The sequence below is a fragment of the Streptomyces sp. NPDC127106 genome, assembly GCF_042677605.1.
Lineage (GTDB): Bacteria > Actinomycetota > Actinomycetes > Streptomycetales > Streptomycetaceae > Streptomyces.
In genome coordinates, this window is sequence record NZ_JBHXTC010000034.1 from 51998 (window position 1) to 72701 (window position 20704).

The 20704-nt window shown below is 73.5% G+C and carries 21 protein-coding genes; 10 read left to right on the forward strand and 11 right to left on the reverse strand.

Annotated features, from left to right (window positions below; translation table 11 throughout):
* Positions 1-104: 104 nt before the first annotated feature.
* On the reverse strand, positions 105-572 hold the full coding sequence (locus tag ACFVGY_RS25230; protein ID WP_385681000.1) for an N-acetyltransferase: 468 nt from the start codon (positions 570-572) through the stop codon (positions 105-107).
* Positions 573-756: 184 nt separating this feature from the next.
* Between ACFVGY_RS25230 and ACFVGY_RS25235 the strand changes: the two genes are divergently transcribed.
* Positions 757-2400, forward strand: coding sequence for a DNA repair helicase XPB (locus tag ACFVGY_RS25235; protein WP_385681002.1), 1644 nt, complete (start codon positions 757-759; stop codon positions 2398-2400).
* Here ACFVGY_RS25235 and ACFVGY_RS25240 read toward each other — a convergent pair.
* Together ACFVGY_RS25240 and ACFVGY_RS25245 are read right to left on the reverse strand one after the other, a co-directional pair.
* On the reverse strand, positions 2358-3284 hold the full coding sequence (locus tag ACFVGY_RS25240; protein ID WP_385681004.1) for a glycosyltransferase family 87 protein: 927 nt from the start codon (positions 3282-3284) through the stop codon (positions 2358-2360). The genes ACFVGY_RS25235 and ACFVGY_RS25240 overlap by 43 nt on opposite strands.
* Before the next feature lie 208 nt (positions 3285-3492).
* The gene (locus ACFVGY_RS25245; RefSeq protein WP_385681006.1) at positions 3493-3687 is read right to left on the reverse strand and encodes a hypothetical protein; all 195 of its coding nucleotides are present in this window, start codon (positions 3685-3687) and stop codon (positions 3493-3495) included.
* 359 nt (positions 3688-4046) lie between these two features.
* Here ACFVGY_RS25245 and ACFVGY_RS25250 point away from each other — a divergent pair, with 359 nt between their 5' ends.
* On the forward strand, positions 4047-6203 hold the full coding sequence (locus ACFVGY_RS25250; RefSeq protein WP_385681008.1) for a HelD family protein: 2157 nt from the start codon (positions 4047-4049) through the stop codon (positions 6201-6203).
* A 76-nt stretch (positions 6204-6279) separates the two neighbouring features.
* Here ACFVGY_RS25250 and ACFVGY_RS25255 read toward each other — a convergent pair whose 3' ends face one another.
* Positions 6280-6975, reverse strand: a complete 696-nt coding sequence (locus ACFVGY_RS25255) for a copper homeostasis protein CutC (protein WP_385681010.1) — start codon at positions 6973-6975, stop codon at positions 6280-6282.
* A 115-nt stretch (positions 6976-7090) separates the two neighbouring features.
* On the opposite strand from ACFVGY_RS25255, the gene ACFVGY_RS25260 reads away from it, so the two are divergent.
* Entirely contained in the window at positions 7091-7870 is a 780-nt protein-coding gene (locus tag ACFVGY_RS25260) for a hypothetical protein (RefSeq protein WP_385681012.1), read from the forward strand.
* 116 nt (positions 7871-7986) lie between these two features.
* Positions 7987-9228 carry a Cmx/CmrA family chloramphenicol efflux MFS transporter gene (locus ACFVGY_RS25265; protein WP_385681056.1) on the forward strand — a complete coding sequence of 414 codons (1242 nt, stop codon included), beginning with the start codon at positions 7987-7989 and terminating at the stop codon, positions 9226-9228.
* Positions 9229-9356: 128 nt separating this feature from the next.
* Here the strand turns inward: ACFVGY_RS25265 and ACFVGY_RS25270 are convergent, their stop codons facing one another.
* The 4 genes from ACFVGY_RS25270 to ACFVGY_RS25285 form a co-directional block, all read right to left on the reverse strand.
* Positions 9357-11027, reverse strand: a complete 1671-nt coding sequence (locus ACFVGY_RS25270) for a hypothetical protein (protein ID WP_385681014.1) — start codon at positions 11025-11027, stop codon at positions 9357-9359.
* A 3-nt stretch (positions 11028-11030) separates the two neighbouring features.
* Complete coding sequence (locus tag ACFVGY_RS25275) at positions 11031-12179, reverse strand: esterase/lipase family protein (protein WP_385681016.1); 1149 nt, start codon at positions 12177-12179, stop codon at positions 11031-11033.
* A 188-nt stretch (positions 12180-12367) separates the two neighbouring features.
* Positions 12368-12634 carry a DUF4031 domain-containing protein gene (locus ACFVGY_RS25280; RefSeq protein ID WP_385681017.1) on the reverse strand — a complete coding sequence of 89 codons (267 nt, stop codon included), beginning with the start codon at positions 12632-12634 and terminating at the stop codon, positions 12368-12370.
* Positions 12635-12641: 7 nt separating this feature from the next.
* Positions 12642-13034, reverse strand: coding sequence for a hypothetical protein (locus tag ACFVGY_RS25285; protein WP_179178189.1), 393 nt, complete (start codon positions 13032-13034; stop codon positions 12642-12644).
* Between the two features lie 496 nt (positions 13035-13530).
* Here ACFVGY_RS25285 and murQ point away from each other — a divergent pair, with 496 nt between their 5' ends.
* The 3 genes from murQ (at position 13531) to ACFVGY_RS25300 (ending at position 16493) form a co-directional block, all read left to right on the forward strand.
* A complete protein-coding gene (gene murQ, locus ACFVGY_RS25290; protein ID WP_385681058.1) occupies positions 13531-14448 on the forward strand; it encodes an N-acetylmuramic acid 6-phosphate etherase in 918 nt (305 codons plus the stop codon).
* Between the two features lie 127 nt (positions 14449-14575).
* Entirely contained in the window at positions 14576-16090 is a 1515-nt protein-coding gene (locus ACFVGY_RS25295; RefSeq protein ID WP_385681019.1) for a PTS transporter subunit EIIC, read from the forward strand.
* A gap of 28 nt (positions 16091-16118) precedes the next feature.
* Positions 16119-16493, forward strand: coding sequence for a hypothetical protein (locus ACFVGY_RS25300; RefSeq protein ID WP_385681021.1), 375 nt, complete (start codon positions 16119-16121; stop codon positions 16491-16493).
* Positions 16494-16609: 116 nt separating this feature from the next.
* Here the strand turns inward: ACFVGY_RS25300 and ACFVGY_RS25305 are convergent, their stop codons facing one another.
* Positions 16610-17239 carry a hypothetical protein gene (locus ACFVGY_RS25305; protein ID WP_385681023.1) on the reverse strand — a complete coding sequence of 210 codons (630 nt, stop codon included), beginning with the start codon at positions 17237-17239 and terminating at the stop codon, positions 16610-16612.
* Positions 17236-17457 carry a hypothetical protein gene (locus ACFVGY_RS25310; protein ID WP_385681025.1) on the reverse strand — a complete coding sequence of 74 codons (222 nt, stop codon included), beginning with the start codon at positions 17455-17457 and terminating at the stop codon, positions 17236-17238. The genes ACFVGY_RS25305 and ACFVGY_RS25310 overlap by 4 nt, the downstream gene beginning before the upstream one ends.
* A 116-nt stretch (positions 17458-17573) precedes the next feature.
* On the opposite strand from ACFVGY_RS25310, the gene ACFVGY_RS25315 reads away from it, so the two are divergent.
* Together ACFVGY_RS25315 and ACFVGY_RS25320 are read left to right on the forward strand one after the other, a co-directional pair.
* On the forward strand, positions 17574-18401 hold the full coding sequence (locus ACFVGY_RS25315; RefSeq protein ID WP_385681027.1) for a helix-turn-helix domain-containing protein: 828 nt from the start codon (positions 17574-17576) through the stop codon (positions 18399-18401).
* Positions 18394-18639: a DUF397 domain-containing protein gene (locus tag ACFVGY_RS25320; protein ID WP_385681029.1), complete on the forward strand. Its 246-nt coding sequence runs from the start codon at positions 18394-18396 to the stop codon at positions 18637-18639. The genes ACFVGY_RS25315 and ACFVGY_RS25320 overlap by 8 nt, the downstream gene beginning before the upstream one ends.
* A 6-nt stretch (positions 18640-18645) precedes the next feature.
* Here the strand turns inward: ACFVGY_RS25320 and ACFVGY_RS25325 are convergent, their stop codons facing one another.
* Positions 18646-20049, reverse strand: a complete 1404-nt coding sequence (locus ACFVGY_RS25325) for a M4 family metallopeptidase (RefSeq protein WP_385681031.1) — start codon at positions 20047-20049, stop codon at positions 18646-18648.
* Positions 20050-20200: 151 nt separating this feature from the next.
* On the opposite strand from ACFVGY_RS25325, the gene ACFVGY_RS25330 reads away from it, so the two are divergent.
* Positions 20201-20683: a Uma2 family endonuclease gene (locus ACFVGY_RS25330; RefSeq protein ID WP_385681033.1), complete on the forward strand. Its 483-nt coding sequence runs from the start codon at positions 20201-20203 to the stop codon at positions 20681-20683.
* The last annotated feature ends 21 nt before the right edge of the window (positions 20684-20704 follow it).

The following is a 20704-nucleotide window of genomic DNA, read 5'->3' on the forward strand; positions in this document are numbered from 1 at the left end:
GGGCCCCCGAGCCCCGGCCCGCCGAGGTGACGGCACTGACCTCCGACCTGCACGCCCAGCGTGCCGGGCCCCTCCGGCCGGTCCGTATCGCGGCCCGCCCGTGCTCAGCGGGCCGCGTACTCCACCCGCCCCGGCTCGAACGGCCAGACCTCCGCGAGCCAGCGGGACACCGCCTCGTACAGCGGCCCGTCCAGCGCTGCCCGGTCCGCCCGCACCCAGGAGCTGACGTGCACCGGCCGCGGGCTGCCGCCCTCCTTCGCCGGGTAGACGTACACGCAGCCGATCACGTCGTCGCCGTCCAGGACGCTGTACGTGAACCCGGTCCGGGCCGCGAAGTCCCGCGCGTGCCGGGCCAGGTCGCGCCGGTTGTCCTCGGCGGACATCCCCTCCGGCGGCGGCCACCCCCGCCCCTCGAAGCCGGGCGTGGCCCGCACGTGCGCGATGCTGCCGCCCCAGGCGGCCAGGTCCCGCTCGTTGTGTTCCTCCCCGAGCGGCTCCAGCCGGAACCCCTCCCCGGCCAGCTCCAGGGGCACGTCGAAGTCGTCGGGCACGAAAGCCTCTTGATCGCTCATGCCCCGACCCTAGGCGCCCGCCCGTCGCGCGCCGCCACCGAATTTCCACCGGATTCGACGAGCGCCCCGGCATCCCTGCGGCCCGTGCGACACCCCCGCCGGGCGGCGATGCGGCAGACTGGAGGTTTGGCCGCGCGGGGTGCACCCAAGTCAGGCGGCCTTTGCTGGAAGGGGCACACGCCAGGTGAATGGTCCGCTGATCGTCCAGAGCGACAAAACCCTCCTGCTGGAGGTCGACCACGAGCTCGCCGGGGCGGCGCGCCGTGCCATCGCGCCCTTCGCCGAGCTGGAGCGGGCGCCCGAGCACATCCACACCTACCGGATCACCCCGCTCGGCCTGTGGAACGCCCGGGCCGCGGGGCACGACGCCGAGCAGGTCGTCGACGCGCTCGTCGAGTACTCCCGCTACCCCGTCCCGCACGCCCTCCTCGTCGACGTCGCCGAGACCATGGCGCGCTACGGCCGCCTCACCCTCTCCAAGCACCCCGTGCACGGCCTGGTGCTGACGACCACGGACCGGCCGGTGCTGGAGGAGATCCTGAAGTCCAAGCGGATCACCCCGCTGGTCGGCGCCCGCATCGACGCAGACACCGTCGTCGTGCACCCCTCCGAGCGCGGCCAGATCAAGCAGACCCTCCTCAAGCTGGGCTGGCCCGCCGAGGACCTCGCCGGCTACGTCGACGGCGAGGCGCACTCCATCGAGCTGGAGGAGGACGGCTGGGCCCTGCGCCCGTACCAGCAGCAGGCCGTGGAGGGCTTCTGGCACGGCGGTTCGGGCGTGGTCGTGCTGCCCTGCGGTGCCGGCAAGACGCTGGTCGGCGCGGGGGCCATGGCCAAGGCCAAGGCGACCACGCTGATCCTGGTCACCAACACGGTCTCGGCCCGCCAGTGGAAGCACGAGCTGGTCCGCCGGACCTCGCTCACCGAGGACGAGATCGGCGAGTACTCCGGCACCCGCAAGGAGATCCGGCCCGTCACCATCGCCACCTACCAGGTCCTCACCACGAAGCGGAAGGGCGTCTACCCGCACCTGGAGCTCTTCGACTCCCGCGACTGGGGCCTGATCCTCTACGACGAGGTGCACCTGCTGCCGGCGCCGGTGTTCAAGTTCACCGCCGACCTGCAGGCCCGCCGCCGGCTCGGCCTGACCGCCACCCTGGTCCGCGAGGACGGCCGGGAGTCCGACGTGTTCTCGCTGATCGGGCCGAAGCGGTTCGACGCGCCGTGGAAGGAGATCGAGGCACAGGGCTACATCGCCCCGGCGGACTGCGTCGAGGTCCGGGTGAACCTCACCGAGTCGGAGCGGCTCGCGTACGCGACCGCCGAGACGGAGGAGAAGTACCGCTTCTGTGCGACGACGGCGACCAAGCGGAAGGTGACCGAGGCCCTGGTGCGCAGGCACCGCGGCGAGCAGACCCTCGTCATCGGGCAGTACATCGACCAGCTCGACGAGCTCGGCGAGCACCTGGACGCGCCCGTCATCAAGGGCGAGACCTCCAACGCGCAGCGGGAGAAGCTCTTCGACGCCTTCCGCGAGGGCGAGATCAGCGTGCTGGTCGTGTCGAAGGTCGCGAACTTCTCCATCGACCTGCCCGAGGCGACCGTCGCCATCCAGGTGTCCGGCACCTTCGGCTCCCGCCAGGAGGAGGCCCAGCGCCTGGGCCGCGTGCTGCGCCCGAAGGCGGACGGCCACGAGGCCCGCTTCTACTCGGTCGTCGCGCGCGACACCATCGACCAGGACTTCGCCGCGCACCGGCAGCGGTTCCTGGCCGAGCAGGGCTACGCCTACCGGATCATGGACGCCGACGAGCTCCTCGCCGCCGACTGAACCGGCTGCGGCTGCGGCTGCACCTGCGACCGGACCGCCGGCGGGGCGGGCGGGTGACCGCCGGCGGGCGCGGTCCCGCCCGCCCGACCGGGCCCGGGCATCGGTACGCGTACGGCCGCCGGTGCGGGTACGAGTGCGCGGATCGCCCGGGCCAGGAAGGCGAGCAGGGGCACGGCCCAGACCCACAGGTGCGGCCAGTACAGCAGCAGGCCGGGGCCGGCCACGCTCAGCAGGTGGTCCCAGAACTCGGCGGATTCCCGCGGCAGCACCAGCAGCCCCAGCAGCCCGGTGCCGGTGAACGCGGCCAGCGCCGTCAGCCCCGCCCGGACCCGCCCGGTCAGCAGCAGGTACGGGATGAACACCGCCGGGGTCAGGGTGATCCCGGCGGCCGTCCCCAGGGCGAACCCCCTGCCGAGGGCGGCCTCGCGGCGGCCCAGGTCCCACAGGACCAGGCAGGCGAGCGCCAGGCTGACCTGCCCCGGCAGCAGCCCCTGGAACAGCGGCTCGACCCACAGCCCGGCAATGGTGGCGGCCAGCACCGGGCCGGGCCGGGCCCGCAGGCCGACGAGGCGGCAGGACAGCAGGATCAGCAGGATCAGCAGGCCGGCGTTGCCGAGCACGAAGACGGCCTTGAGGACACCGGGCGGCAGCCATGCGGCCGGCGTGAACAGGATCGCGGCGAACGGCGGGTAGGCGGCGGGCGGACGCCACTCGGTTCCCGAAATCCCGACGACGGCCTCGACGAGGGCATCGGCAACCGGAATGCGCAGCACGATGCAGAGCACGCCCAAGGTGAGCAGCGAGCCCGTGACCAGCACGCCGGCCAGGGGCGACGGGGCGAGAAGGGGATGGAGAGGGTGGAGGGGGTGGAGACGCCGGATCACGGGCGTGACCCTAATGGATCAACGGCGGGACCCCACCGGTATCCGGCCAGCGGGGCGGCCTCGGCGGGCTTCCGGGCCAGAAGGCCGGGAAGCACCGAAGCGGAACCGGCTCGGACGGCGGACGCGGCCGATGGCGCACACGGGGCCCACGGCGTGCCTGGCGTGCACGGCGTGCACGGGGCGACTGGGGCAGGCCGCCGTCCGGTCGTCAGCGGCGTATGACGGCTGCGTCCTCGCCGTACTCGCCGTACTCGCCGAAGACGACGACGCTCACGGCCGCCGCGGCGAAGACCTTCACGGCGCGCAGGACGTTGCCGACGACGTGGCGGTGGCGGGTCTCGGAAGTGGCGGTGGCGCCGCTCGGGCGGCCACCGTGGACCGGGCTGAAGGTTGCGGTGCTCATGTCTCCATGGTGCGTTCAAGACCCCGTCCCGCGCATCGCTCCCGGGGCGGAATCCCGAGGGCCCCCGTCTACGACCGACGTCCCATGCCGACCCCTACGGCCCACTCTGAGGTCTGACACCCCGGGGTACGACACCCGGACGGCGGACGGCTCACCCGGGGCCTCCCGCCCGGAACCTCGGGCCCTGGAAATCCGTTCGCGCCGTGCGGGGCCCCTGACTACAATCTCCGCTCTTGCCGCCTCCCGCCGCCGTATCGGGGAGAGCGCCCACCGGTCGGAACCGGCGGGCACGCGTGGCCCCACCGGCCGCGCAACCGATCACGCCACCGACCTGCAGACCAGCCGCTGGAGGCAGTCCCGTGCCCGCGCACGCCCCCGAGCCCGCCGCCGCCCCGGCCCCGGCCACCGCCCCGGTACCGGCCCCGGCCACCGCCCCGGCCACCGCGACGATGACCGCCCCGGCCGCCGAGGCGAACCCCCTCGCCCGCGAGCAGGCCCACCTCGCCTCCTCCCGCGCCGCCCTGCGCGCCATGCGCGAGGACGTCGAGGCCCTCGACATCCGCGACGTCACCGCGAACTGGGTCAACGCGATCGTCCTCCAGGCCCAGATCGACGACCGCATCAAGGCCCTCGCCGACCTCGCCCACACGCCCCTCTTCTTCGGCCGCCTCGACTACCTGCACGCCCCCGGCGCGGAGCTCGCCGAGGGCGCCGAGGGCGAGCAGTTCTACATCGGCCGCCGCCACGTCCACGACGCCGACGGCGACCCCATGGTCATCGACTGGCGCGCCCCCGTCTCCCAGCCCTTCTACCGCGCCTCCAAGAAGGACCCCCAGGACGTCGCCCTGCGCCGCCGCTTCGGCTACACCGGCGGCGAGCTCACCGCGTACGAGGACGAGCACCTCTCCGATCCCGCCGAGGCGGCCGGCGTCAGCAAGCTGCTCCAGCAGGAGATCGAGCGGCCGCGCGTCGGCCCGATGCGCGACATCGTCGCCACGATCCAGCCCGAGCAGGACGAGATCGTCCGCTCCGGACTCTCCGGTTCCGTCTGCGTCCAGGGCGGCCCCGGCACCGGGAAGACCGCCGTCGGCCTGCACCGCGTCGCCTACCTGCTGTACGCGCACCGCGAGCGGCTCGCCCGCACCGGCACCCTCGTCATCGGCCCGAACCGGTCCTTCCTCCGGTACATCGAGCAGGTCCTGCCCGCCCTGGGCGAGCTGGAGGTCAAGCAGGCCACCGTCGAGGACCTGGTCACCCGCGACGGCCTGGAGGTCCGCGGCGCCGACGCGGCCGCCACCGCCGTCGTCAAGGGCGACGCCCGCATGGCCGAGGTGCTGCGCCGCGCGGTCCGCTCGCACGTCAGCGAGCCCGCCGAACCCCTGATGGTGGTCCGCGGCTCGCGCCGCTGGCGGGTCCCCGCGTACGAGCTCCAGGAGATCGTGGCCGAGCTGCAGGAACGGGACATGCGCTACGGGGCCGCCCGCGACGCGCTCCCGCAGCGCGTCGCGCACGCCGTGCTCGTCCGGATGGAACAGGCGGGCGAGGCGCCCGACGATCGGGTGCAGGACGCGGTCGCGCGCAACGCCGCCGTAAAGGCCCTGGTCAAGGCCGTGTGGCCGGCCGTGGACCCGGCGAAGCTGGTACTGCGGCTGCTGTCCGACGCGGAGTTCCTCGCCGCGCATGCGGACGGGGTCCTGTCGCAGGAGGAACAGGCCCTCCTGCTGTGGGCCAAGCCGGCGCGGAGCGTGAAGTCGGCGAAGTGGTCGCCGGCGGACCTGGTCCTGATCGACGAGGCGGCGGACCTGGTGGAGCGCACGCCCTCGCTGGGCCACGTCGTCCTCGACGAGGCCCAGGACCTGTCCCCCATGCAGTACCGGGCGGTCGGCCGCCGCTGCACGACCGGCTCCGCGACGGTCCTGGGTGACCTCGCGCAGGGCACCACGCCGTGGGCGACCCGCGACTGGGCCGAGGCCCTCGGGCACCTGGGCAAGCCGGAGGCGGCGCTGGAGGAGCTGACGGCGGGCTTCCGCGTGCCGCGCGACGTGATCGCGTACGCCTCCCGGCTACTGCCGTCGATCTCCCCGGGGCTGACGGCGGTCTCGTCCGTCCGCGAGACCCCGGGCTCACTGGCGGTGACACCGGTCGCCGAGGCCGACGGGCTGACCGCAGCGGTGGTGGCCGCCTGCCGGGACTCGCTGGAGCGGGAGGGCTCGATCGGCCTGATCGCGGCCGACGCCCGGATCCCGGACCTGGCCTCGGCCCTGGAGACGGCCGGGCTGGCCTGGCTGTCGCCGGGCGAGGAGACCACCGCCCGGACCCGGCTGACGCTGGTGCCGGCGTCGCTCGCGAAGGGCCTGGAGTACGACTACGTCGTACTGGACGAGCCCGCCGCGATCGTCGCGGGCGAACCCGACGAGCGGACCGGCCTGCGCCGCCTGTACGTGTGCCTCACCCGCGCCGTCTCCGGCTTGACCACCCTCCACGCCGCCCCGCTGCCGCCTGCCCTGACCGCCTGACCCAGCCGCCCGGGGCCGGGCCGGACTGCCTGACGGGGCTGCTTCGGAGGTGCGGCGGGGTGGTGCAGCCGGCCGGTCAGGACAAGGCAGCGCGCCACTGCTCGACGGCGGCGGACGAGACCGGGTGCGCCCATCCGGCGGGCCGGGCCGCGCCGCCGATGTGGAAGCCGTCGATCCCGGCCCCGCGCAGCACCGGTACGTGCTCCAGCGTCAGCCCGCCCCCGACCAGCAGCTGGGCCCCGTACCCCGGCTCGCCCCGCCGCGCCGCCTCGGCCAGCAGCACCGGGAGGCCCTCCTCGACGCCCGCCGCCGATCCGGCCGTCAGGTAGGTGTCCAGCCCGGGCAGGTCCGCGAGCGCCTTGCGCAGCTGGTCGCGGTCGGCGGCCCGGTCGATCGCCCGGTGGAAGGTCCACCGGCAGCCGGCCAGCTCCGCCGTGACGGCCTCGACGGCGGCCAGGTCAGGGCTGCCGTCCGGGGCCAGGAACCCGAGGACGAACTCCTCGGCCCCCTCGGCCCGCAGCGCCCGGGCCTGCGCGGCCAGCCGGTCCACGTCCTCCGCCGTGCCCGCCGAGAAGCCGTCCGCCGACCGGAGCATCACGCGCAGGGGGATGCCGACCGCCGCCCTGATCGCCGCGAAGGTCTCGCGCGAGGGGGTGAGCCCGTCGGCGGCCATGTCGCTGACCAGTTCCAGTCGGTCCGCCCCACCGGCCTGGGCCGCGACCGCGTCCTCCACGTCGAGGGCGATCACCTCCAGGACTGCACGGTTGCTCATTGGGCCCATCTCCTCGGGAAAGCTGCTGATCGGAAAAATAGGTCTAGTCCAATATCCAGGGTACGGGCCGTTCCCACCCTTCACCAGCACCTTCACGCCACCCCACAATGTCCGCATGGACATCGACACGGACACGGACATGGGCGCGGGCGCAGGCGCGGGCGCGGGCGCGGGCGCAGGCGCGGACGCGGGCGCGGGCGCAGGCGCGGACGCGGGCGGGGAAGCCGGCACGGTCGCCGCCCCCGCCACCGCCCGGCTGCGCGACCGCTGGCACGCGACCGCCACCGCGGCCGGCGCCCCCGCCGACCGGGACCCCGCCCCGTACGCCGACCGCCTCCTCACCGCCTGGGCGGAGCCGCAGCGCCGCTACCACACCACCGCGCACCTGGCCGACGTACTCGACCGGATCGACGTCCTCGCCCCGCACGCCGCCGACCCCGCCGCCGTGGAGCTCGCCGCCTGGTTCCACGACGCCGTCTACCGCCCCGACCGCTCCGAGAACGAGGAGCGCAGCGCCGCCCTCGCCGAGCGCGCCCTGCGGGAACTCGGCCTGCCCGAGCGCCGCACCGCCGAGGTGGCCCGCCTCGTCCGGCTCACCGTCACCCACGACCCCGCCCCCGGCGACACCAACGGCGAGGTGCTCTGCGACGCCGACCTGGCCGTCCTCGCCGGCGACCCCGACGCCTACGCGGCCTACGTCGCCGCCGTCCGCGAGGAGTACGGATTCGTCCCCGAGGACGCCTTCCGCGCCGGCCGGGCTGCCGTCCTGCGCCAGCTGCTGGACCTGCCCCGGCTCTTCCGCACCCCGCACGGCACCGCGCACTGGGAAGCCCGGGCCCGCCGCAACCTGGCCGCGGAACTCGCCGACCTCACGGACCCGGCCGCCGGGGAATGAGATCCACTTCGGGCCGGTTCGTGAAGGACATGCCCGAAGCCCCCGCCGCCCCCGCAGCCGCCCGGACCACCGAACCCGCCGCCGAACCCGCCGCCGAACTCGCCGCCCGCACCCGCATGCCCGTCGCCGTGTACGTCCTCGGCCTGTCCGTCTTCGCCCTCGGCACCAGCGAGTTCATGCTCTCGGGTCTCCTGCCGCCCGTCGCCGACGACCTGGGCGTGAGCATCCCGCAGGCCGGCCTGCTCATCTCCGCCTTCGCGATCGGCATGGTCGTCGGCGCGCCGCTGCTGGCCGTGGCCACCCTGCGGCTCCCCCGCCGCACCACCCTGATCTCACTCATCAGCCTCTTCGGGCTCGGGCAGGTCGCCGGCGCGCTCGCGCCCACGTACGAGCTGCTGTTCGCCTCCCGCGTGGTGTCCGCCCTCGCCTGCGCCGGCTTCTGGGCGGTCGGCGCGGCCGTCGCCATCGCGATGGTCCGGCAGGACCAGCGGGCCCGCGCCATGGCCGTCATGATCGGCGGGCTGTCCATCGCCAACGTCCTTGGCGTCCCGCTGGGCGCCTTCCTCGGCGAGCACCTCGGCTGGCGCTCCGCGTTCTGGGCGGTCGGCGCCGCCTCCGCGGTCGCCCTGGCCGGCATTCTGGCCCTCGTCCCGCGGATCCCGCTGCCCGCCGAGCGGCCCACCCTCCGGCGGGAGCTGCGCATCTACCGCGACCGGCAGGTGTGGCTGTCCATCGGCATCACGGCTCTCGCCGCGGGCGGCGTCTTCTGCACCTTCAGCTACCTGTCGCCGCTGCTCACCGACGTCGCCGGCCTGGACTCCGGCTGGGTGCCGTGGGTGCTCGTCCTGTTCGGGCTGGGCGCGCTGGCCGGGACCACGGCCGGCGGCCGGTACGCCGACGCGCGCCTCTTCGCGGTGATGCTGTGGGGCATCACCGCCTCCACCGCCTTCCTCCTCGCGCTCGCGCTGCTGGCCCCGGTGGCCGCGGCGGCCGTCGCCCTGTCCTTCCTGCTCGGGTTCTCGACCTTCTTCACCGCCCCCGCCCTCAACGCCCGCATGTTCAACGTCGCCGGAGCCGCCCCCACCCTGGCCGGGGCGACCACCACCGCCGCGTTCAACCTCGGCAACACGGGCGGCCCGTGGCTCGGCGGCACCGTCATCGACGCCGGCCACGGCTTCACCGCCACCGCCTGGGCGGGCGCCGCCATGACGGTCACCGCGGTCGCCCTCGGCCTGATCGCCCTCCGCCTGGACCGCCGTACGCCGCCCCGCCCGACCCGCGTCGTCGCCTCGTCGGCCGACCCCCGCCCGACCCCCGCCCCGACCCGGACCGCAGCGGAATGCTCGCCCACCACGTGACCGTCAGGGGTGGGGGACTGCTGGCGAGTGACTGCGCATGGCGCGTTCTGGCGCATACGAGTCACCGCACACCGGGCGGTCGCCTACCGCATCCACCACGATCCGGACCGCGAACTCCTGCTCACTGATTAGGAACGGTACTTGAACGTCTGCGAGCGCCCGGTCACGGTCGGGTTGGTCACGGCCTTCGGCGGACTGTCGCCCTTGCGGGTGACAGCGACGTGCACGTCGTATTCGGTGCCCGAGGTGAGCTGCATGCTGACCTCCGCCGTCCGCCGTTCAACCGTGGGGCCGGCTCGGAACGACCAGCTCGCCGGCGCACCTGCGGGATACAGGTACTTGTTGCCCGTCTTGGTGCTGAGCCAGAGGTACACGGTCACGTCTGTCGGGGGCGTGGCGGCGACCTCGGCGACCATGGTGACCTTCCCGCCGTCGAGGACGTAGCAGGGGGCCGCGGTGACGTGCTCGCCCGCGTACGTGCCGTACGTGCCGGCGCACGACGGCTTGGCAACGGAAGCGGGCGCCGCGGCCTGCCCCGAAGGCGAGGGCGTACCGGGCGCCGCCGGTGAGCCCGCCGATGAAGGGCTGCCGGATCCCGTCGTGCTCGGCGACGGCGACGGCGACGCGGATGCCGCCACCGCGGGAGCGGAAGCGGATCCGGATGCCCCCGCCGCCCCGGAAGTGGCAGCCGAGGGCTTCCCGTCCTCCCCGCCGCCCCCGCCCGGCAGCCCCGTGAGCGCCACGGCCGCCACCGCCGCGGTCGCCACCGCCGCAGCAGCGATCCCGCCCCGGACCACGGCCCGCCGGCGGCCCGCCGGCCGACTCGGGGCAGCAGCCGCAGGCCCGCCCGACCCGGCGGCCGGGGCCGCGGGCGGGACCGGGACCGGGACCGGAACCGGGTCCGGACCCGGGACCGGGGCTTGCGGCTGCGGCTGCGGCTGCGGCTGTGCGCCCGGAACCTCTTCGGCCGGGCCGGGGGCGATCTCCTCCATGTCGCCGCCGAAGGACCGGACCACCCAGGTCACCGGCGTCTGGACGGGCCGCCGGCCGAGCCGGCGGCCGGCGAAGTGCTCCTTGACGTGCGCCACCAGGGCGTCGAGGTCGGGAGCCAGGCCCGGCGAGTGCCGCTCCAGCCAGTCCAGGACGGCGGCCGAGAACATGCCCCGCTGGTCGGCCCCGACCTGCACGGCCGCCTGCCCGACCGCGGCGGCCAGCAGCATGAACTGCTCCACCGCCGCCCGCTGCCCGGCCGGGAAGGAGGCGACGGTCGGCGTCCCCACCCGCTTGCGGTTCTCGATGAACGTCGCGCACGCGTCCACCAGGAACATCTGCCGCCGATACCCCGCGACGTCCGGCCGGCTCAGGTGCTCGCGCAGGTCGGTCAGGTCGATGCAGCGCGGGTCCTCGTTGGTGACGTCCGGGCAGAGCAACAGTCTGCGCTCCCCACGCCCCAGCAGGCCGTGCCCGCCCCAGTAGACGAACAGGACGTCGCCCTCGGGCACGTCCGCGCGGCTCCTCGGCGCCAGGGCATTCATGATCACGTCACGGGATCCGGCGAACGTGATCCCGAGATCCAGCTGCTGCGCCTGCTCGTTGAGCGCCTGCCACGACTCCTTCAGCGGCGTCAGCAGCAGCGTGATGTTGTCCTTCGGCACCCCGCGCATGCGCAGCCAGCGGGCGAACCGCATCGCGTCGGCGGCCGCACCCGGCAGGTTGAGGTCCTCGATGTACTTGAAGTGCTCGATTCCGACCACGACGGCGTGCACGCGCGCCGGATCGGGGGCGATCGTCTCCACCATGTCTCAGCTCAGCCACGTCTCGACGGCGTCCCAGACCTCGGGGTTCGACCAGTACGTCGTGTGCGCCCACGGGAAGGGCTGCCGGTTGTTCACCCGGTGGTCGCTCGCCCGGTCCGGGAACACCTTCCCCGCCTGGTACGAGAGCAAGTCGCGCTCGTCGTAGATGTTCAGCCACTTCGCCGGGAAGTGCGGCGGCAGGGTCTCGGGGTGTTCGAGCGAGACGAGGGCGCCGATCTCGTAGAAGTACGGCGCCTGCGAGCCCACCGTGATCAGCTGGTCCACCCGCTCCAGCCGCTCCTGCACCAGCAGGTCGACGCAGGCGATCCCGCCGAGGCTGTGCGCGATCAAGGTGATCCGGTCCCCCGGCGTGTTCTCCACCGTCCGCCGGATCTGGTCCCGTACCCCCTGACCACGGGCCTGGTACCGCAGGATGTCCCCCAGCGCCGGGAGGGCCGCGTCGCCCCACGCCCCGCGCCGGCGGCGGCCCCGCCAGCCGACGGGCGCGAGCAGCGCCTTCCCCAGCAGCCCCTTGAGGGACCGGCCTTCCGCGTACAGGTCGTCGCCGAGCGAGGCGAGCAGCGCATCGCGCACGATGCCGGAGACCTCCACCCCCCGCTCGGACGCCAGTGTGTGGGTCATGGCCATGACGGCGCGGGCCACGGCGCGCCGGTGCTCGGTCCCGTCCTCGTCGACGGTCGCGGCCGCGTCCTGGAGCTCGGGTGCCCGCACCACCGCCCGCAGGGCCTCCGTGAAGTCCTTCTCCAGGCCGCGTGCCGCGAAGGCGTCCACGACCTCCGGGGACGGCTCGTACTCGGTGATGTCGGCGAGGAACAGCTCGGACGGCGGCAGCCCGACCCCCAGCCCCGCCTCGCCGGCGGACTGAAGGCCCAGCAGCCGCAGCTCGTACCAGGGGTCCCCGTACAGGACGTCCCAGACGGCGATCTCGTCGTCGTCCTCGCGCGTTCCGCCCCGCGACTGCCGGTAGCGGGGTACGGAGTCCCCGTCGAGCGCCATCGCGGCGCCCTGCTCCCGTCCCCAGAAGCAGCCGCGGACCTCCAGCCCCGGCCGGATCCGGTCGAGGTTGTCCCGGACGGCGGCGAAGCCCTCCTTGTACGAGGCCTCCCGTACTCCCGTCCCGTGTACGAACAGCACTGACCGACGCACGATCCCCCTCAGGCCGCAGCGAGTCGACGGACAGACGAAACGGCGGTCATCCTAATGCAGCACATCCTTCTGGCCGCCTGGCATATGACAGATCATCACACTGACAGGCATGGGGCAGGCGCGTCCGTCCGCCCGCGACACCGGAAGCGCTGGACGACGGGCGACGGGGCCCGGGGTCACGCCGGGCGGCCCTTCGGGCGGCGGAGACCGGCCTCCACCAGGAGGCGGACGACCTCCTTGCTGCCGACCTCCACCGCGCCCGCCCGGACGGCGTCCGCGTACCGGGACTCGGGCACGTCGTAGTGATCACCGTCGAAGGCCCTCGGCGGGCAGCCGATCGACGCCGCGAAGGCGTGCAGTTCCTCGTACGAGACGTCGCTGATCAGGTGCGACCACATGCGGCCGTGACCCGGCCAGGTCGGCGGGTCGATGTAGAGCGTCACCGGCGCCTCACAGGCCGCCGCCGAAGCCGCCCGGGCCGATCACCGGCCCGAGGCCGCCCACCGCGGCGACCTTCACACCCGCCTTGGCGCACACCCAGTGCGGGTCGGGCCCCAACTCGGGCTCCACGTCCAGCGCGTGCGGGTCGCCGTGCGAGCAGACCGGGCACAGGGGCCAGCGGCCGTACTTCTCCAGCAGCGCGTCCTGCACGTCCTGGGCGACGAGCCCGGCCAGGTAGTCGACCCCCTCCGGCCACTGCTCCACCCACCACCGGCGGTGCGTGACCGAGTCCTCGACGAGGGAGACGACATCAGCCTCGGCGACCTGGCCCGCGACGAGATCGGCGAGGACGAGGGCACGGGCGGCGTGCAACGCCTGTTCCAGGGGGGTTGCATGGTCCATGCGCCCATTGTGAACCCGGACCGGCCCGCTGGCGAAGACCCTCTTTCATTCTGGATTGTTTGGATTTCCACCAGTTCAGGAGCCTTATGGCGTATTGACCATGTTCCGGGCCGAAAATACATTTCGGGCATGAGCGAGGCCGCGAAGGAAACCTCCAGCCCGTCCGCGTCGCCGCCACCCCTCCGGGCGCGCCCGCGCCGCCTCGCCCCCGGCCGCCGCCCGCTCGTCGGCGTCGCGCAACGGACGCACGGGAGTGCGGTAGCCGCCCCCGTCGCCCCCTTCGCCGTCCCCACCGCCACCACCGCCCCCACCGCCACCGCGGCCACGACCGCCCCCGCCGCCCCGGACGGGGCACTCGCCGCGCGCCACCGCACCACCGAACCGCCCGCACCCGCCCCGCCCCCCCGCCCCAGGAGACCGGCCCGTGACCGCCGACGCAGCCGCCCCCGACGCCGCCACCACCCCCGACGCCACCACCGACCACACCCGCACCGCGCTGCGCGCCCAGCTCGACGGGCTGACCACCGAGGCCTTCCGTCCCGAACTCGCCGAGATCGACCGCCGGACCACCCTCGAAATCGCCCGCACCATGAACGACGGCGACGCCGCCGTCCCGGCCGCCGTCGCCGCCCAGCTGCCCCGCATCGCCGCCGCGATCGACGCCATCGCCGCGCGCATGGCCCGCGGCGGCCGACTGGTGTACGCCGGCGCCGGAACCGCCGGCCGGATCGGCGTCCTGGACGCGAGCGAGTGCCCGCCCACCTTCAACACCGACCCCGGCCAGGTCGTCGGCCTGATCGCGGGCGGCCCCTCCGCCGTGCTCCGCTCCGTCGAGGGCGCCGAGGACTCCGCCGCACTCGCCGCCGCCGACCTCACCGCCCTCGCACTGACCAGGGACGACACCGTCGTCGGCATCTCCGCCTCCGGCCGCACCCCGTACGCGGTCGGCGCCGTCGAGTTCGCCCGCACCCGCGGCGCCCTCACCGTCGGCCTGTCCTGCAACACCGGCTCCGCGCTCGCCACGGCCGCCGAGCACGGCATCGAGGTCGTGGTCGGCCCGGAGCTGCTGACCGGCTCGACCCGCCTCAAGGCCGGCACCGCGCAGAAACTCGTCCTGAACCTCATCTCGACCATCACGATGATCCGGCTCGGGAAGACGTACGGGAACCTCATGGTCGACCTGCGCGCCTCCAACGAAAAGCTGCGCGCCCGCTCCCGCCGCATCGTGGCCCTGGCCACCGGAGCCGGCGACGAGGAGGTCGAAGCCGCGCTCACCGCCGCCGGCGGCGAGGTGAAGGCCGCCATCCTGGTCGTCCTCGGCGGCGTCGACGGCCCGGCGGCGGCCGGGCTGCTGTCCGCCGCGCGCGGCCACCTGCGCGTCGCCCTCGCCGAGGCCACCGCCGCCGCCCGCTGACACCGCCCCCGCCGACGTCCCCCGCCGACGTCCCCCGGCGCCGTCGCCCCGGCCGCCGTCACGCCGCGGACGTCACCCCCACCGACCGCCCGCACCTCCCGTCCCCGACGACGCAAGGCAACCGCCCATGCCCGAAGACAAGAACCGCGCCACAGCCGCCGCGATCCTCCCCCTGGTCGGCGGCCCGGACAACATCACCTCGATCGCGCACTGCATGACCCGCCTGCGCATCGGCCTGCGCGACCGCTCCCGCGTGGACGACGACGCCCTGAAGGCGCTGCCCGCCGTCCTCGGGGTCGTCGAGGACGACACGTACCAGATCGTGCTGGGGCCCGGGGCCGTCGCCCGTGTCACCCCCGAGTTCGAGGCCCTCGTGGCGCAGGCCCGCCAGGCGGCACCGGCCGCCTCCGCCACTCCGCCCGCCGTCGCCCCGCCGGCGGCGGGCGGCGCCGTCACCGCCGAGGAACTCGCCGACCGGGGCGCGGCCCTCAAGCAGGCCCAGAAGGCCCGGAACAGCACCCCCGTCAAACTGGCCCTGCGCCGCATCGCGAACATCTTCGTCCCGCTGATCCCGGCCCTCATCGGCTGCGGCATCATCGCCGGCCTGAACGGCCTCCTCGTCAACACCGGCTGGCTGCCCGGCGCCGTCCCGGCCCTCGCCGCGATCGCCTCCGGCTTCATGTCCCTGATCGCCGTGTTCGTCGGCCACAACACGGCCAAGGAATTCGGCGGCACCCCCGTCCTGGGCGGCGCCGTCGCCGCCATCATCGTCTTCCCCGGCGTCGCGAAGATCGACGCCTTCGGCCACCAGCTCTCCCCCGGCCAGGGCGGGGTCCTCGGCGCCCTGGCCGCCGCCCTCCTCGCCGTCCAGGTGGAGAAGTGGTGCCGCACCTGGGTCCCGGAAGCCCTCGACAACCTGGTCACGCCGACGCTGACCGTCCTCGTCGCCGGCCTGGTCGCCCTGTTCGGCCTGATGTTCGTCGCCGGGGAGGTCTCCGCCGCCATCGGCGCCTTCGCCACCTGGCTCCTGCACACCGGAGGCTCCTTCGCCGGCCTCGTCCTGGGCGGCCTGTTCCTCCCGCTGGTGATGCTGGGCCTGCACCAGGCCCTGATCCCCATCCACACCACCCTCATCGAGCAGACCGGCTACACCGTCCTCCTCCCCATCCTCGCCATGGCCGGTGCGGGCCAGGTCGGCGCCGCCGTCGCCGTCTACTGCCGCCTCCCGCACAACCGCAGCCTGCGTACGACGATCAAGTCCGCGCTCCCCGCCGGATTCCTCGGGGTCGGCGAGCCGCTGATCTACGGCGTCTCGCTGCCGCTGGGCCGCCCCTTCGTCACCGCCTGCGTCGGCGGAGCGGCCGGGGGCGCGTTCATCGGCCTGTTCAACCAGCTCGGTGTCGCCTTCGGCTCCACCGCCATCGGCCCGTCCGGGTGGGCGCTGTTCCCACTGCTCGACGGCCGTTCCGGCATGGGCCTCACCATCGCCATCTACGCGGGCGGCCTCGCGGTCGGCTACCTGGTCGGATTCCTGGCCACCTATTTCTTCGGTTTCACCCGCCAGATGCTGACGGACCTGAACGCCGACCCGGGTGCAATTCCGGCCACGGCCCCGCCGGCCACGCAGCCGGCTATGGCGTAAGTATGGATCCGGCGGAGAAACTGCCGACATGCAGCTCCCCGCCGAAGCCGTCGCCGCCACCGCCGTGCTGGAAGTCGTACGCCTGACCACCCGTCCCGAGCGCTACGGCGATCCCATGAGCGGCCCCGTCATCACCCGCTGGACCGGCCGACAGGCCGCCGACTCCCTTGAGTTGATCTCGTCCATGCCGCCCGGCGACCCCCGCCTGTGCTTCGCGCCGGGCTGGGGCCTGCGGGCGTACGGCCCCGCCCACGAGCCCCTGTTCGAGCTGATCTTCTGCTTCAGCTGCCACCACGGCTGGCTGTGGGGCCGGGCCGTCCCGGAGGAGCTGGCCTTCGACACCATCTCGGGCAACACCGCCGAGGCGGACGCCCTGCTGGCCCACTTCCGCGACGCCGCCTGACGTTCGGTCGACCGACCGGCCGCCGCCCTCCCCTCACCCCTCCCCGGCCGCGGCCCGCAAGAACCCGACGAGGTCCCCCGGCCCGTAGCCGAGCTCGGGGCCGCGCTCTGCGGCCATCAGCAGCAGCTGGCCCACGATCTCCGCCCCCCCCATCCGTCGGGCCCGTCCGCGGACCACTCCCCGACCTTCTCGATCCCGAGGTCGGACAGGAACAACCCGTACCGGGCCCGCACCTCCCCGCACAGCCCCGCCACCGCGTCCAGCAGCCGCGCCCCGGGCCGCTCGCAGCGGAGCGCGAAGCGGCCGTCGACCTCCTCGACCGTGCATCCCGTCGGCGGATCCGCCTTGATCTGCGCATACCTCGGATCGTCGAATTTCGGCCAGCTGTCGACGGGCGCATGAACGAGTGTGAACCGGTGCCAACCGGGCGGCGGAGGCGGCTGCGGCCGCCAGCCCGTCAGCCCGAACGCCTCGTGGACCAGGGCCGTGGCCTCGTCCGCCGTCCCGGCCGTCTGCCGCACCCGGCGCGCCCCGTCGTCCCCGACGGCCGTCCACAACCCGCTCGTCCCATCCCGCTCCACGCGCACCGAGAGCCCCATGCCGTTCCTCCTCCATCCGGGGCCGACCAGTTCCTGCTCCGGCCGGCCCAGCTTCCACGCGAGCTCGGACTCCCACGACCGGGACACCTCGAAGAGCCCCTGCAACACGGCCTCGACCCGCCGCCGCTCGGCGTCCGCCCCGCTCACGCGGGATGCGCCTTCTCGTGCAGGACGGCTGCCAGCCGGAGGGCGGTGTCGAGGTTGCAGCGCCCGAGCTCGACCAGCGGCAGCCCGTACGTCCCCGCGGCCGAGACGATGTCCACCCCGAGCGAGGGAAACACCCCTCCCACCCCACCGAGCGCCTCTCTCAACTGCCCGACGACCTCGTCGGCCGTCTGCATCCGCGCCTGGGGAGAGAGCACCATGACATGTCACCTTTCCACTCTGGGTAATCGCCTCCTCCACTCAGAGTGGCGTTCGTGCGGCTAGCCTTTCAACGACGGCCCGTCAACAACCGCACCCGTTGATCCGGGAGTTGCCCATGCCTGGAAAGAACCTCGACCCGTCGTCGTCCCCCCGGTCCATGCTCGGCTCCGAACTCCGCATCGCCCGCGAGCGCGCGGGGAAGACCCAGGCCGAACTCGACGAACCGCTCTTCGTCAGCGGCTCGTTCATCGGACAGTTGGAGTCCGGCACCCGCCGCATGCACCTCGACTTCGCCCGCCAGATCGACCAAATCCTCAACACGGACGGCTTCTTCGCCCGCAACTGCGGCGCCGCAGCCAAGTCGAAGTACCCGGACCACTTCGCAGCCGCGGCCGAGGCGGAGGCACTGGCATCAGCCATCCGCGACTACGCGCCCCAGCTCATTCCGGGGCTTCTTCAGACGGAGGCCTATGCCCGAGCCGTCTGCCGCGCCTACCAGCCCACCGCTCCTGAAGAGGTAATCGACGAGCTGGTCACGAACCGGCTGGCACGGGCGTCCCTCCTGACCAACCCAACAACACCCCTGTTGTGGTGCGTGTTCGACGAAGCGGTCATTCGTCGCGAAGTCGGCGGTCCGGAGGTGATGGCAGACGCACTACGGCACGTCATCTCCTTGATCCGGTCGCATCGGATCATCGTGCAGGTCATCCCGTTCAGCGCAGGCGCTCATGCGGGGATGACGGGGCTGCTGAAGCTGATGTCGTTCGACGATGCTCCCCAGCTCGCCTACGTCGAAGCCAACGGCATGGGGCAGTTGTTCGACGATCCAGCCACGGTCGCCCGTCACGCCCTGAACTACGATCTGCTGACGGCCAGCGCCCTCTCACCTCGTGAATCACTGGCCGTGATCGAGTCCGCTGCAAAGGATTACGAGCATGCCTGAATACGACCTGGCGACGGCCGTCTGGCACAAGTCCAGCTACAGCGGCGGCGACGGCGGCGAATGCCTGGAGATAGCCACCTGGCGGAAGTCCACCCACAGCGGTGGTGACGGGGGAGACTGCGTCGAGGTGGCCGACGGCGGCCCCGGTGTGGTCCCCGTCCGGGACTCGAAGCGGCCCGGCGGCGCGCACCTCGTCTTCGGCGCGGCCGCCTGGGCCGCCTTCGTCGGCTCGATCTGAGCCCGCTCAGCCAGCCGGGGTGACCTGCGCCCCAGGCGGGTTGCCTATCGGCTGGGGCCCGACCGCCCAGCTCACCTGGCGCTGCGAGGCGTTGCCGTCGCAGTCGGCCGCGGTGAACGTGACCTCGAAGGTGCCCGCCTGGGTCGGCCTGCCGCTGACCACACCGGTGGCCGCGTTCAGGGCTACCCCCGGGGGCAGGCCGGTAGCGGTGAACGTGACGCGCTGACGCTGCGGGTCGGGCGCCCGCAGCCGCACCATGACCTCCGCACCGAGCGCGCCCGTCGGGGAGTTGACCCACTTCAATGCCGGGGCCTGCGGAGCCGCGGGCACCGGGTCGCTGCCGTCGACCCCGACCGCGAGCCATGCCGCGGCCACGGTCTTGGTCTCGGTGCTGTCCGCGCCGTACAGATCGGTCGCAGCGCCCAGGGTCGCGGCGCGGGCACCGGAGAAGTTGGAGTTGGGCACCAGGTACCGGGTCAGCGCGCGGTACCAGATCTTCCCGGCCTTGTCGTTGCCGATCCCCGTGACCGCCGGCGCTCCACCGCAGGTCGGGCTGTCCCCCCACCGCGTCTTCCCGCTGCCCACGGCCAACTGGTAGAAGAACTTGTTGCTGATCCCGCCGATCCGGTGATTGGCTTCCTCACCGTCCCCCACACCCGGCGTCCAGCACCCCTTGGACACCCCGTCCCTGGTGGGGTCGTCCATGTACCGCAAGGGCTTGTCGCCCACGCCCTCGCCGATGGTGTAGTCCGGCCGGTCCTTGCCGCTGTGCGCCGAGAACTCCACCAGGGTTCCGAAGACGTCGCTCGTGGACTCGTTCAGGCCCCCGGCCTCGCCGTTCAGATCCAGGCCGGCGGTCGCGCCGGTGATCCCGTGGGTCATCTCGTGCGCCACCACGTCGGTGGCGTTCCACGCGGCATTGCCGCCGGACGCCGGACCCAGGAGCAGACAACCGCACTCCCCGTCGTACTGGGCGAAGAACTGGCCGTCAGCCGGACCCACGTCGGTGAACAAACGGGGCCCCACCCCGTCGTCGTGGATGCCGCGCCTCCCGTGCTGCTTCAGGAAGTAGTCCCAGGTCCGCGCGGCCCCGACGTGGGCGTCCACGTCGGCGGTCTGCCGGTCGTCCTTGCTCCCGTTGCCCCAGTCGTCGTCGGCGTCCGCCGACGGTGTGCCGGCGTCCCAGCCCTCGAAGTAGGCGTTGGCCAGGTTGCGCACCTGGAGACCGCCGCGCCCGGGATCGACCAGCACGAACTCGCCCTTGGCGTTCCGGCTCGTGCTGATCCGTACGTCGCCGTTGTGATGGCCGTGCCCGAAACCGGCGCGCGCCGTGCCCGCCTGGGCCACCCCGGTCGTGCCCAGGGCCACCAGAGCCGCTGCCAGCGCAATTGCCTTCGTTGTCTTCTTCACGTGCCTAGGACGTCCGAAGCGTGACGAGGTTGCCGCTCCGATGACACTTCGTCAACGCGTCCGGCCGGCCCGGCGGGCCGGGCCGTCTTCGTCAGCCGCCCCTGAGTCGACTCACCCTGTCGGGCTAATCCTGCGTCGTACCTCGGGCGCGTTGTCACATACCGAGGTCAAGCCCGTGCCCGACGGCGACCACGACGAGATCATCATGTGGGTGCTGCGGCAGTGCATGCAGCAGCGGCCGGAACGGGCGTTGTATCCGGAGCGCGGACTGAAGGTGGAGCAGTGCCGCACCGGCCGGGCCCGTGCGGACGGCGTGCTCGCGCCGGTCGGCACCTTTGCCGGTGCCGGGGAGTGGGCCGATCCGGCGGACGTGCTCATGGTGCTGGAGGTGACCTCCCACGACCGCGACACCGACCGGCAGGACCGGACCGAGAAGCGCGACGGGTACGCCTCGGCCGGAATCCCCGTCCACGTCCTCGTCGACCGTCAGGGCTGCACCGTGACCGTCCACAGTGAACCCGGGGGCGACTCCTCCCTCCGCAGCTCGTCGTTCCCGTACGGCGAGACCGTCAAGATCCCCGCACCCGTCGGCATCGTCCTCAACACCGAAGCGCTGAAGAACTTCGCCCACTAGCCGGCGCGCCGCGGCGGGGCG